Source organism: Microbacterium sp. KSW4-4 (assembly GCF_023091185.1).
Classification (GTDB): Bacteria; Actinomycetota; Actinomycetes; order Actinomycetales; family Microbacteriaceae; genus Microbacterium; species Microbacterium paraoxydans.
In genome coordinates this window covers 1,683,077-1,694,718 of the sequence record NZ_JAHWXJ010000001.1, presented here as the reverse complement: position 1 = coordinate 1,694,718, position 11,642 = coordinate 1,683,077, and the positions used below count along the sequence as shown (strand labels likewise).

Sequence of the window (11,642 nt, the reverse complement as noted above, 5' to 3'; positions counted from 1 at the left end):
CCGGATCCGGAGTGGGGCGTCGTGCGTGAAACCTCAGTCGTCTCCGGCGATGCCGAGGAGTTCGAGGGGGTGGGTCAGTCGCCACCATGGGCTCGGACCGTCCAGGTCCTCGTCGAGGACGAGGGCGGTGTCCGTGCTGTCGACGGGACCGGTCGTGGTCAGGGTGCCGACCGTCCCGTCCGCTTCGCGTTCCTCCCCGAGATCGAACACCGGCGTCGCCGTCGCGCTCGCTCCGTTCCACAGCACGACATCGGCGTCCTCACCGGCGACCACATCGACGCGCTCGCCCCAGACGGTGAGGACGCGCCCGACCACCGTGCCTGCCGGGACGGCCGGGCCCTGGGCCTGCAACGCCGCTTCCGTCTGAGCGAACAGGGCGCGGGTGAGGGCGAGGCGCGCCTCGTCGTCCTCCTGGTTCAATGCCGCGGCGTAGAGCCGGACCGTCGCGTCGCCGATGACGACGTCCTTGGCGGTCAACAGGTTCCAGCCGACGAGGGTGCCCGTCTTGATGCCGACGACTCCCGGATCGGCGAGCATGCCGTTCGTGTTCTCGACCGTCCCGGCCCCCGGCAGGTCGACGGACCGGGTACCCACGATCTCGGCGAACACCGGATTCCGCATCGCCATCTCGCCCAGGGCCACGAGGGCCTCCGGGGTGGCGACGTTGCGCTCGTCGAATCCGGACGGCGTGACCACGGTGATGCCGGAGAGTCCGCGCTCGCCGAGCCAGACCTCGGCCGCGGCGGCGAATTCGCGGTCGGACCCCCAGATCTCCGACGCCAGCCGGTCGATGTAGTTGTTGGCCGAGCCGAGCAGGGTGCCCTGCAGAAGCTGGTACTCGGTCAGCACTCCGCCCACCGGCACATCGAGCGCCGACTGATTGGCGATCCGATAGTCCCAGTAACGGACGCTGTCGGCGTAGGTGAAGGAGAACTCCGGGCCCTGTTCGCCGGGGGCCAGCGGCAGCCGGTCCAGCACCATGAGACTGCTGACGACCTTCGTGATGCTCGCGATGCTCACCGGCGCGGTGGTCGACGCCGCGGTGGTCATCCCGGCGATGCCGACCGCCCCGTCGCCGACCGCCGGCCAGGCGAGCGCGGCGGTGGGGGCGGCGACCGGGGTGAACTCGACCGCCTGGACGGTCGGGGCGACCTCGTGCAGCGGCCAGAGCAGCGTGGTGCCGGCGTAAAAGGCGATGAGGCCGGCGAGGACGCCGAGGGGGACGAGCAGGCCGGGTCCGGCGATCGCCGGGCGCAGCCGGGCGTCGCGCAGCAATCCCGTCTCCTCCTCCGTGCCGGCCGAGGCATCGAACTCGGGCGTCGATGACGCCGCAGCGACGATCGACGGGTCCACCCAGGTCAGCGCGGTCGGCGGTGCCGAGGCATCGGCCCACGCCGCAGCTTCCGGAACCGGACCCGGCTGATCGTCCGCGGGCGCGGCAGAGGCGGGTGCGGAGTCTTCGGGCCGCGCGTCGACGCCCACGCCGCCGGACGCCTCTTCAGGGGGATCGGAAGCGGTCACTCGCTTACGGTACCGAATCCGGCCCCGAATCCGCCGTGCGCGGCGCGGGACGCGCGGACGGTAGGATCGACAGCACAACCACGGGAGTCCGGCGAGCCGGGCTGAGAGGGAGCGAATCGCGCTTCGACCGTCGAACCTGATCTGGGTCATGCCAGCGCAGGGAGGAGTTCACATGAGTACGTCCACGTCCGCATCCCCGTCGAGGAACACCACGGCCGCTCCGGCGCGCGGCTACCTGCGCTGGCGCGTCATCGACATCGTCGTCGCCAGCGTCCTCGGTGTCGCCGCCGGTCTGATCTTCCTGGCCTGGAACGTCGGATACCTGGGGCCGAAGGCCCTGCTCGAGCCGCTGCTTCCCGGCCTCCAAGGGCTCCTCGACGGCCCGTGGCTCTTCGCGGGTGTGCTCGGCGGGCTCATCATCCGCAAGGCGGGTGCCGCGATCTACGTCGAGCTGCTGGCCGCCGTCGTCTCGGCGCTCATCGGCAACCAGTGGGGCGGCTTCCTCACGCTCGAGGCGGGTCTCGTGCAGGGCCTCGGCGCCGAGCTGGTCTTCTTGCTGTTCTTCTACCGCCGCTGGTCGCTGCCCGTCGCGATCCTCGCCGGGGCCGGTGCCGCGCTCGCGGGCGGCATCAACAACCTCGTCCTCTGGTATGCCGGGTCCGGTCCCGCCTTCACGACGATCTACCTCCTCAGCACCGTGATCTCCGGGGCGGTCGTCGCCGGTGCGCTGTCGTGGGTGCTCGCCCGCGGCATCGCGGCGACCGGGGCTCTGGACCGCTTCGGCTCCGGGCGCGAGGCGCGCGTCCGCGTCTGATGTCCGCGCAGTTCGCTCCCGCCGGCGTCGAAGCCCGCGGCTGGGGTTGGCGACACGCGAGCCGCCACGCCTGGGCGCTGCGCGACGTCTCGTTCCGCATCGAGCCCGGCGAGCGCGTGCTCGTGCTCGGCGCCTCCGGCGCGGGGAAGTCGACGCTGCTGCACGGCCTCGCCGGTGTGCTCGGCGGTGAGGAGGAGGGGGAGAGCGAAGGCGCGCTGCTCGTCGGCGGCGACCCCGCCGCGGCGACCCGCGGGCGGGCCGGGCTCGTGCTCCAGGATCCCGACTCGCAGGTGATCCTCGCCCGTGCCGGCGATGACGTCGCTTTCGGGTGCGAGAACCTCGGTGTGCCGCGTGCCGAGATCTGGCCCCGCGTCGAGGCCGCGATGGCCGGCGTCGGACTGGAAGTGCCGCTCGATCACCCGACCGCGGCGCTCTCCGGCGGTCAGAAGCAGCGGCTCGCCCTGGCCGGCATGCTGGCGATGGGCCCCGGGCTGGTGCTGCTCGACGAGCCGACGGCGAACCTCGATCCGGAGGGCGTGCGCGAGGTTAGGGATGCCGTCGAGCGGATGCTCGCCACGCGTCCCGCCACCCTCGTGGTCGTGGAGCATCGGCTCGAGGTGTGGTTGCCGCTCCTCACGCGGGTGATCGTGCTGGGTGCCGGCGGGGTGGTGGCGGACGGCACTCCCGCGGATGTGCTCGGCGCGCAGGGCGAGCGTCTGGCCGCGGACGGCGTCTGGGTGCCCGGCCGACCGCCCGCCGAGCCGCCGGCACCGCGGACGGCTCCCGGGGAGGTGCTGCTGTCGGCCCGCGGGCTCGCGGTCGCACGGGTGAAGGGGCGCCCCGTGGCACAGGGCATCGACCTGGAGGTGCGTGCGGGGGAAGCCGTCGCGATCAGCGGGCCCAACGGTGCGGGCAAGTCCACGCTGGGTCTGACCCTCGCCGGACTCCTCCCTCCCGTCAGCGGTGCCGTGTCCGCGGCCCCGGTGCTCGCGCAGGGGGCGGACCCGTCCCCGATCCGCTGGGCCTCCCGCGAACTCCTCACGCGGATCGGGATGGTTTTCCAGGAGCCGGAACATCAGCTCCTCGGCAAGACGGTGCGCGAGGAGCTCGCGGTCGGCCCCCGCGCCCTGGGCCTCCCCGAAGGCGAGATCGAGGCCCGCATCGACGAGCTGCTGGCCCGGCTGCGGCTGGCGCATCTGGGGGCCGCGAATCCGTACACGCTCTCGGGTGGAGAGAAGCGCCGGCTCACGGTCGCGGCCGCGATCGCCACGCGCCCCCGGGTGCTGATCCTCGACGAGCCGACGTTCGGCCAGGACGCCCGCACCTGGGCTGAGCTCGTCGCGATGCTCGCCGCCCTGCGGGACGAGGGCTCCGCGATCGTCGCCATCACCCACGATCTCGACGTGGTGCGCGCCCTGCACGCCACGCGGTTCGCGCTAGGGGCACCGGCATGACGGCTCTCGCCCCCGCGTCCGCCCGCACCGGCGTCGTCGCCCGGATCAATCCGGTCGCGAAGCTGGGGGTCAGCGCGCTCATCGCCGTGCCGCTGGTCCTCACCCTCGACCCCGTGTCGGCGGCTGTCGCGCTGGTGCTCGAAGCGGTGCTGTTCCTCTTCGCGGGCATCGGCTGGCGGGAGTTCTGGGTGCGCACGTGGCCGGTCTGGCTCGCGGCGCCGCTGACCGGTCTCACCATCGCCCTCTACGGCGAGACGAGCGGCACCGTCTACGTCGACTGGTTCGTGCTCCGCATCAGCGAGGGCTCGCTCGCGCTCGCCGTCGCCACGATGCTCCGGGTGCTCGCGATCGCCCTGCCCTCGGTGGTGCTCTTCATCACGGTCGATCCCACGGACCTCGCCGATGGCCTCGGGCAGATCCTTCGGCTTCCGGCCCGTTTCGTGCTGGGCGCGCTCGCCGGACTGCGCATGGCCGGACTGTTCCTCGACGACTGGCGTGCCCTCGAGCTCGCCCGTCGCGCGCGCGGCGTGGCCGACCGCGGGCGCATCCGGCGCTTCCTCGGCATGGCCTTCGCCCTGCTCGTGCTGTCGATCCGCCGCGGTGCCAAGCTCGCGACCGCGATGGAGGCACGCGGCTTCGGGGCGGCGGGACGACGGACGTGGGCGCGGGAGTCGCGCTTCGGCGCGCCGGAGTGGCTTCTGCTCGCCGTCGGGGCGGCGATCTCCGCGACGGCGATCGCCGCCGCGGTCGCGACCGGGGCCTGGAACTTCATCCTCGGGCCGTCCTGACCCTCACCCGTTTCGGACGAGGGTCCCTGGAGGTCGGTCGGTGGCCGGTCTAGCGTCCGCTGGAGACAGTGCCAATCGACACCGACCGAAAGGGACGTCCCATGAGCATCTCCTCCGCCGACGACCAGCCGCTCTTCACGCGGCCGGGCGAGGCCACCGTCGCACCGCGACACGTCATCCCGGATTCCGAGTCGCTTCCCGCGACGGCGAAGCAGATCGTCGAGGACGAGACCATCCTCGACGGCAACGCACGCCTCAACCTCGCCACCTTCGTCAGCACCTGGATGGACGACGAGGCGAAGCAGGTCTACGTGGCCTCGTTCGACAAGAACATGATCGACAAGGACGAGTATCCGCAGACCGCCGCCATCGAGGACAACTGCTGGCACATGCTCGCGAACCTCTGGAAGGCTCCGGACGCGACGAAGAGCATCGGCACCTCGACCATCGGCTCCTCCGAGGCGTGCATGCTCGGCGGTCTCGCGTTCAAGCGGCGCTGGCAGCAGGCGCGCCGTGCCGCCGGCAAAGACGCCTCCGCGCCGAACCTCGTGATGTCGAGCGCCGTGCAGGTGTGCTGGGAGAAGTTCTGCAACTACTTCGACGTCGAACCGCGCTACGTGCCCATCAGTGAGGAGCACAAGACACTCGACGGCCATGATCTCGAGAAGTACGTGGACGAGAACACCATCGGCGTCGTCGCCATCATGGGTGTCACCTACACCGGCATGTACGAGCCGGTGGCGGAGATCGCCGCGGCGCTGGATGCGATCCAGGAGAAGACCGGCCTCGACATCCCGATCCACGTGGACGGCGCCTCGGGAGCGATGATCGCCCCGTTCCTCCAGCCCGACCTGGTCTGGGACTTCCGGCTGGAGCGCGTGCACTCGATCAGCACCTCGGGGCATAAATACGGTCTCGTCTACCCCGGTCTCGGCTGGGTGGTCTGGCGCGACACGCAGTGGCTGCCGGAGGATCTGGTGTTCAAGGTGAGCTACCTCGGCGGGGAGATGCCGACCTTCGCCCTGAACTTCTCCCGCCCTGGGGCGCAGGTGCTGCTGCAGTACTACCTGTTCCTCCGCCTCGGGTTCGAGGGCTACCGGGCCATCCAGCAGGCCTCGCAGGACGTGGCGAAGTTCCTGTCCGCGGGGATCGCGAAACTGGACGCGTTCGAACTGTGGAACGACGGCAGCGACATCCCCGTCTTCGCCTGGCGCCTGAAGGACGGGCACACCGACAAGTGGACGCTGTACCACCTGCAGGATCGACTCCGGATGCGCGGCTGGCTCGTCCCCGCGTACCCGATGCCCGCCGATCTGGAGGACCTCACGGTGCAGCGGATCGTCGTGCGCAACGGGCTCAGCATGGACCTGGCCGCCGAGCTGCTCGACGCCATCACCGCTGAGGTGGCCCACCTCGACGCGCTCACGGCACCCATGCCGTCCGACCACCCCGACTCGGCGTTCCACCACTAGGGGGCTGACATGTCCGCCCCGCAGTCCGGTGCCGCCGGCGCCGCCTCCACGCCGCGCGCCTCCCGTCCCGCCGTCGCCGTCCTCGGCATCGGCCAGCTCGCCCTGCTCACCCTCGTCGTCGTGGCGAGCCTGCGGTCCCTGCCCGCGATGGCGATCTACGGCCTCGGTAGCATCACGCTGTACCTCATCCCCGCGGTGCTCTTCCTCGTCCCCACCGCCCTCGTCGCCGCGGAGCTGGCGACGGGGTGGAAGGGCGGGGTGTACGTCTGGGTGCGGGAGGCCCTCGGCAACCGCTGGGGGTTCACCGCAGTGTGGCTGCAGTGGATCCAGAACGTCGTCTGGTTCCCCACGCAGCTCGCGTTCGTCGCCGGCGCTCTCGCCTTCGTGTTCCTCGACCCCTCGCTGTCCAGCTCCGGCTTCTTCACGGCGGTCATCATCATCGTCTGCTACTGGGGCGCCACCCTGGTCACCCTCCGCGGCGGCGACCTCTTCGCCAAGCTGGGCTCCTGGGGCGGCATCATCGGCACGCTGTTCCCGGCGGTGCTGCTCATCGTTTTCGGGGCGGTGTGGGTCTTCAGCGGGGAGAAGAGCCAGGTGCCGCTGGATGCCTCGGCGGTGATCCCGCCGTTCACCGGTCTCGCGTCCATCGTGCTGATCGTCTCGAACGTGCTGGCCTACGCCGGCATGGAGGTCAACGCGGTGCACGTGAACCAGATGAAGGATCCGGGCAAGGGCTACCCGCGTTCGGTGTTCCTCGCCGCCGGCCTGATCCTGCTCGTCTTCATCCTGCCCACCATCGCGATCGCGGTCGCTGTGCCGAAGAAGGAGCTCGGGCTGACGAACGGCATCATGCTCGCGTTCGGGGAGTACTTCGACCACTGGGACATGGGGTGGGCGACGGCCGTCGTCTCGGCCCTGATCGCCGCCGGTGCCCTCGCCTCGGTCGTGACGTGGGTCGCCGGTCCCTCCAAGGGTGTGCTGGCGGCGGCGGAGACGGGACTGCTCCCGCCGCTGCTGCAGAAGCGCAACAAGGCCGGTGTGCAGTCCGGCATCCTCATGCTCCAGGGAACCATCGTCACGATCCTCGCGGCGATCTTCATCATCGTGCCCAACGTCAGCGCCGCCTTCGTGGCGCTCATCGACATGGCCGCCGCGCTGTACCTCATCATGTACATGCTCATGTTCGCCTCGGCGATGGTGCTGCGGCGGAAGGCGCCGGACGTCCCCCGTGCCTACCGCGTGAAGGCCCTCCCGTTCGTCGCCGGGGTCGGGTTCTTCGCCTGCCTCGCGGCGTTCCTGCTCGCCTTCATCCCGCCCGACGGCTTCACCGCCTTCCCGGCGGCCGCGTACCCGTGGATCGTCGGAGCGGTGATCGTCGTGCTGGGTGCCCCGCCGCTGCTCTTCTACGCGCTGCGGAAGCCCTCGTGGGATCGGCGGCCCGCCGACGGGAGCCTCCTGAGCGACGCGCACCCGGAAGCCTGAGCCGGGGGCCGGATCACGTCTCGTTCCAGAGGCGTCGGTAGTACTCCAGCCGGACGTGGTCGGGCTCGACGCCGTAGGCCGCGATGAGGGTGTCCTCCCACCCGGGTCCGAAGTTCCACAGCGTGCTCATGGCGGCGACGGCGATGTCGGCCCATCGGTCGGCGACCCCGAGCGCGGCGAGGTCGACATGGGCGAGGGGTCGGCCGTCGTCGTCGAGCAGGGTGTTCGGCAGGCATGCGTCGCCGTGGCAGACCACCAGCCGGTCGACCGACGGCGGCGTGTGCAGGTCGGTCGGCACCGTCGTGCCGCGGGCGGCGGCGTTCGCGATGCGCTCTGCCGTGCTCCACGTCCACGGACACTCCGCGACGGGGAGGGCGTCGTGCAGCAGGCGCAGGCCGAGCCCGACCGCGCGGACGGCGGCCTCGGGAGAGGCGGCCCACCGCGGATCCACGGCACTGCTGCCGGGCAGGGCCGCCGTGACGAGCCACTCGTGTGCCTCGTCCTCGCCCTGGGAGAGCACCTCGGGCACGGTGGTCCAGGTGCGGGCCCAGCGCATCCGCTCGGCCTCGTCGCGCATGTTCGCCTCAGGATCGAGGGGGCCCCATTTGATGTAGCGGCCGTCGTCGGTGCGGAAGGTCAGGCCGCCGAGCGCGTTGCGCCACGCGGGGGTCAGCGCGGCCCCGGCGGCGAGTTCGCGGACCCGGGCGGGGACCTCGACGGAGGCGGCGGGGATGCTCACCACTCCATCCTGCCGGAACCTCGGTGTCGTAGGCTCGGGTCGACGCACTGGGCCTGCGGTGACACCAAGAACCGCATAGGCTGGGACTGCGTTCCAGGCATGTCGCACGACGACGTTCGAAGGAGAACATCAGATGCAGATCAGCGGACAGGGTGCCCTCGTCACCGGCGGCGCCTCCGGACTCGGGCTGGCCACCGCCCGTCGGCTCACCGCCGCGGGAGCCCACGTCACCATCATCGACCTCGCCTCGTCGAAGGGGGAGGAGATCGCGTCCGAGCTCGGCGGTCTCTTCGTGCCCGCGGACGTGACGAGCGTCGACGAGGTCAAGGCCGCCGTCGCCGCGGCACAGGCCGCCGCGCCGCTGCGGGTGGTCGTGAACTGCGCCGGCATCGCCCCGCCCGCCAAGGTGCTCGACCGGGACGGCACGCCCGCCGTGCTCGCCGACTTCGAGCGCATCGTGCGCATCAACCTCGTCGGCACGTTCAACGTGATCTCCCAGGCCGCGGCTGTGATCGCCGCGAACGAGCTGCACGACGAGGAGCGCGGGGTCATCGTCAACACCGCGAGCGTCGCCGCGTTCGACGGGCAGATCGGGCAGCCGGCGTACTCGGCGTCCAAGGGCGGCGTGCACGCCATGACCCTGCCGATCGCTCGCGAGCTCGCCCGTCACGCCATCCGCGTGTGCACGATCGCCCCCGGCATCATGGAGACGCCGATGCTCATGGGCCTTCCGCAGGAGGCGCAGGACTCGCTGGGACAGCAGGTGCCGTTCCCCGCTCGCCTCGGACGCCCGGACGAGTACGCCGCCCTCGTGCAGCAGATCGTCGAGAACGGCTACCTCAACGGCGAGACCATCCGCCTCGACGGCGCCATCCGCATGGCCCCGCGGTGACCCCTCCCGGCTTCGAATCGCCTGAATGACCCGATTCGACCCGGAAATCCAGCCAATCAAGCGATTCGAAACGAGAACCATGAGCACACTCGCCGGAAAGACCATCCTCATGTCGGGCGGCAGTCGCGGGATCGGCCTCGCGATCGCCCTGTGCGCGGCCGCGGACGGCGCGAACATCGCGATGCTCGCCAAGACCGACTCCCCGCACCCGAAGCTCGAGGGCACCGTGCACAGCGCGGCCGAGCAGATCCGCGCCGCCGGCGGCCAGGCCCTGCCGATCGTGGGCGACGTGCGGGACGACGACCACATCACCGAAGCCGTCATGAAGACCCAGGGTGAGTTCGGCGGGATCGACATCGTCCTCAACAACGCCAGCGTCATCGACCTCTCCCGGTCGCTCGACCTCTCCGCGAAGAAGTACGACCTGATGCAGGACGTGAACGTCCGCGGCACCTTCATGCTCTCCCGGGCCGCGGTGCCCATCCTCAAGGACGCCGAGAACCCGCACATCCTCTCGCTCTCGCCGCCCCTGAACCCCACCCCGAAATGGCTGGGCGCGCACACCGGGTACACGCTGGCGAAGTACGGGATGACGATGGTCACGCTCGGACTCGCGGCGGAGTTCGCGGCCGACGGCATTGCCGCCAACACGCTGTGGCCGCGCACGACGATCGCGACGGCCGCGGTGCAGAACCTCCTCGGCGGCGACAAGGTGATGGCCGCGAGCCGGACGGCCGACATCTACGCCGACGCCGCCTACGCCGTGCTCACCCAGCCGGCGCGCACGTACACGGGACAGTCGCTGATCGTGGAGGACGTGCTCGAGGCGAACGGCGTCACCGACTTCGCGGGCTACGCCGCCGTCCCCGGGACCCCGGACAGCGCGCTGTTCCCGGACATCTTCCTGGACTGACGCGCTTCGACAGGCTCAGCGACCCAGATCTGGGTCCCTGAGCCCGTCGAAGGGTGGGTCCCTGAGCCCGTCGAAGGGTGGGTCCCTGAGGCCGTCGAAGGGTGAGCCCGTCGAAGGGCTAGAGCAGCAGGTACACGGCACCGAGGATCGTCAGCACGATCACGATGCGGTCGAAGAGCCGCTGGTCCAGGCGCCGCGCGACCCGCAGACCGAGCAGCGCGCCGAGCACCACGAGCGGCGCGAGGATCGCATCGGTGAGCAGCACGGGGCCGGTGAACAGTCCGATCCCGGCCAGGAACGGCACCTTGATCACGTTGATGATCGCGAAGAACCAGGCGGAGGTGCCGAGAAAGACCTGGACGGGCGTCCGCGTAGCGAGGAAGTACATCGACATGACCGGACCGCCCGCGTTCGACACCATGGTCGTGAAGCCGCCGAGCGTGCCGTAGACGCCGGCCAGCAGCGCGCCGCCCCGCGCCGCAGCCTCCTGCTCCGCCCGCGCCTGCCGCCATCGCCGCCACAGCGTCACGGCGATCATGAGCAGCAGGATCACGCCGATGGCGCGGCGCACGACCCCGTCTCCGGTCAGGGCGAGGAAGGCGAAGCCGAGGAGGAGTCCCGCCACCACCGCCGGTGCGAGGCGGAGCAACGTCGGCCAATGCGCGTGCCGTCGGTAGGCCAGCAGCGCGAACACGTCGCCCACCATCAGCAGCAGGAGGGTCGCGGCCGTGGAGGTGCGTGCGGGGAGGACCGCGGCGAACAGGGCGATCGCGAGGATGCTGCCGCCTGGAAGAGCGGTCTTCGAGATCCCGATGACGACCGCGGCCACGCCGAGCGCGGCCCAGGCCCAGGGATCGAGCGCTGTCACCGCCGGAGCTCGGCGGCGATGGCGTCATACCCGCGGTCGGTCGCGAGGTCCAGCGGCAGCACGCCGTCGCCGTCGCGGATGGTCGCATCGGCGCCGCCGTCGAGGAGCGCGCGCACCACCTCGACGTAGCGGGCGGAGCCGTCGCCGAGCACGATCGCCTCGTGCAGGGCGGTCCAGCCGAGGTTGTTGATGTGATCCGGATCGACTCCTGCGTCCAGCAGGATCTCGACCGTCGGCAGCAGACCGCGCTCGGACGCCGGGATCAGCGCCGTGCCGCCGAAGCGGTTCGTGCTGCGGAGGTCGGCCCCGTGCGCCAGGGTCATCCGCAGGATCTCGTCATGCCCGCGGGCGCCGGCGTAGAGATACGCGGAGTCCTGGATGTCGTCCTTCGCGTTCACGTCGGCGCCGGCCTCGATCAGGAGCCGTGCCGCGTCGACGCGGTTCGCCTTGGTGGCCGCGACCAGGGGAGTCATGCCGCCGTCGCCGCGGGCCTCGATGTCGGCGCCCGCGTCGAGCGCGCGGCGGAGGGCGTCAGCGTCGCCCGCGGCGGCCGCGGCGAGCAGATCGGACGTGGCGTCGGTCATGGGAGCCTCCGGGGTCGGTGGTGCGGGATGCGACGGCGCGGCTGTGCAGGCCGAGGCGAGCAGCAGCGCGCCCGCGAGCGCGACAGCCGCCGCCACCCGTCTCATCCGCATGCAT

General features: G+C 71.2%; 11 protein-coding genes and 1 riboswitch. Of the genes, 7 read left to right on the top strand and 4 right to left on the bottom strand.

All coding sequences use genetic code 11. The features are described from left to right. Positions 1-33: 33 nt before the first annotated feature. Positions 34-1,521, bottom strand: a complete 1,488-nt coding sequence (locus KZC57_RS08480) for a D-alanyl-D-alanine carboxypeptidase (RefSeq protein WP_247641485.1) — start codon at positions 1,519-1,521, stop codon at positions 34-36. 70 nt (positions 1,522-1,591) lie between these two features. Further along, positions 1,592-1,701, top strand: a riboswitch (TPP riboswitch). On the opposite strand from KZC57_RS08480, the gene KZC57_RS08475 reads away from it, so the two are divergent. The 5 genes from KZC57_RS08475 to KZC57_RS08455 all read left to right on the top strand — a co-directional run bounded on the left by KZC57_RS08475 (position 1,694) and on the right by KZC57_RS08455 (position 7,531). Next, the gene (locus KZC57_RS08475) at positions 1,694-2,335 is read left to right on the top strand and encodes an ECF transporter S component (protein ID WP_247641484.1); all 642 of its coding nucleotides are present in this window, start codon (positions 1,694-1,696) and stop codon (positions 2,333-2,335) included. Its footprint overlaps the riboswitch before it by 8 nt. Beyond that, entirely contained in the window at positions 2,335-3,789 is a 1,455-nt protein-coding gene (locus tag KZC57_RS08470) for an ABC transporter ATP-binding protein (RefSeq protein WP_247641483.1), read from the top strand. The genes KZC57_RS08475 and KZC57_RS08470 overlap by 1 nt, the downstream gene beginning before the upstream one ends. Continuing rightward, positions 3,786-4,577, top strand: coding sequence for an energy-coupling factor transporter transmembrane protein EcfT (locus KZC57_RS08465; RefSeq protein ID WP_060923373.1), 792 nt, complete (start codon positions 3,786-3,788; stop codon positions 4,575-4,577). Before KZC57_RS08470 ends, KZC57_RS08465 begins: the two co-directional genes overlap by 4 nt. Before the next feature lie 101 nt (positions 4,578-4,678). Further along, on the top strand, positions 4,679-6,049 hold the full coding sequence (locus KZC57_RS08460) for a glutamate decarboxylase (RefSeq protein WP_247641482.1): 1,371 nt from the start codon (positions 4,679-4,681) through the stop codon (positions 6,047-6,049). 9 nt (positions 6,050-6,058) lie between these two features. Beyond that, the gene (locus tag KZC57_RS08455; RefSeq protein WP_247641481.1) at positions 6,059-7,531 is read left to right on the top strand and encodes an amino acid permease; all 1,473 of its coding nucleotides are present in this window, start codon (positions 6,059-6,061) and stop codon (positions 7,529-7,531) included. Between the two features lie 13 nt (positions 7,532-7,544). On the opposite strand, the gene KZC57_RS08450 is transcribed toward KZC57_RS08455, so the two are convergent. Continuing rightward, positions 7,545-8,270: an aminoglycoside 3'-phosphotransferase gene (locus KZC57_RS08450; RefSeq protein ID WP_247641480.1), complete on the bottom strand. Its 726-nt coding sequence runs from the start codon at positions 8,268-8,270 to the stop codon at positions 7,545-7,547. Positions 8,271-8,403: 133 nt separating this feature from the next. On the opposite strand from KZC57_RS08450, the gene KZC57_RS08445 reads away from it, so the two are divergent. Together KZC57_RS08445 and KZC57_RS08440 are read left to right on the top strand one after the other, a co-directional pair. Then, positions 8,404-9,162 (top strand): SDR family NAD(P)-dependent oxidoreductase, encoded by a 759-nt coding sequence (locus KZC57_RS08445; RefSeq protein WP_144881931.1) that lies wholly within the window; start codon positions 8,404-8,406, stop codon positions 9,160-9,162. A 79-nt stretch (positions 9,163-9,241) separates the two neighbouring features. Further along, a complete protein-coding gene (locus KZC57_RS08440) occupies positions 9,242-10,075 on the top strand; it encodes an NAD(P)-dependent oxidoreductase (RefSeq protein ID WP_247641479.1) in 834 nt (277 codons plus the stop codon). A 118-nt stretch (positions 10,076-10,193) separates the two neighbouring features. On the opposite strand, the gene KZC57_RS08435 is transcribed toward KZC57_RS08440, so the two are convergent. Together KZC57_RS08435 and KZC57_RS08430 are read right to left on the bottom strand one after the other, a co-directional pair. Next, on the bottom strand, positions 10,194-10,943 hold the full coding sequence (locus KZC57_RS08435; RefSeq protein ID WP_247641478.1) for a sulfite exporter TauE/SafE family protein: 750 nt from the start codon (positions 10,941-10,943) through the stop codon (positions 10,194-10,196). Beyond that, positions 10,940-11,638: an ankyrin repeat domain-containing protein gene (locus KZC57_RS08430; RefSeq protein WP_247641477.1), complete on the bottom strand. Its 699-nt coding sequence runs from the start codon at positions 11,636-11,638 to the stop codon at positions 10,940-10,942. The genes KZC57_RS08435 and KZC57_RS08430 overlap by 4 nt, the downstream gene beginning before the upstream one ends. Between the last annotated feature and the right edge of the window lie 4 nt (positions 11,639-11,642).

Bases quoted from the DNA above. Each gene is read 5' to 3' on its own strand.
- KZC57_RS08475 (WP_247641484.1), top strand. From the start codon at position 1,694: ATGAGTACGTCCACGTCCGCATCCCCGTCGAGGAACACCACGGCCGCT.
- KZC57_RS08470 (WP_247641483.1), top strand. From the start codon at position 2,335: ATGTCCGCGCAGTTCGCTCCCGCCGGCGTCGAAGCCCGCGGCTGGGGT.
- KZC57_RS08465 (WP_060923373.1), top strand. From the start codon at position 3,786: ATGACGGCTCTCGCCCCCGCGTCCGCCCGCACCGGCGTCGTCGCCCGG.
- KZC57_RS08460 (WP_247641482.1), top strand. From the start codon at position 4,679: ATGAGCATCTCCTCCGCCGACGACCAGCCGCTCTTCACGCGGCCGGGC.
- KZC57_RS08455 (WP_247641481.1), top strand. From the start codon at position 6,059: ATGTCCGCCCCGCAGTCCGGTGCCGCCGGCGCCGCCTCCACGCCGCGC.
- KZC57_RS08445 (WP_144881931.1), top strand. From the start codon at position 8,404: ATGCAGATCAGCGGACAGGGTGCCCTCGTCACCGGCGGCGCCTCCGGA.
- KZC57_RS08440 (WP_247641479.1), top strand. From the start codon at position 9,242: ATGAGCACACTCGCCGGAAAGACCATCCTCATGTCGGGCGGCAGTCGC.
- KZC57_RS08430 (WP_247641477.1), bottom strand. From the start codon at position 11,638: ATGCGGATGAGACGGGTGGCGGCGGCTGTCGCGCTCGCGGGCGCGCTG.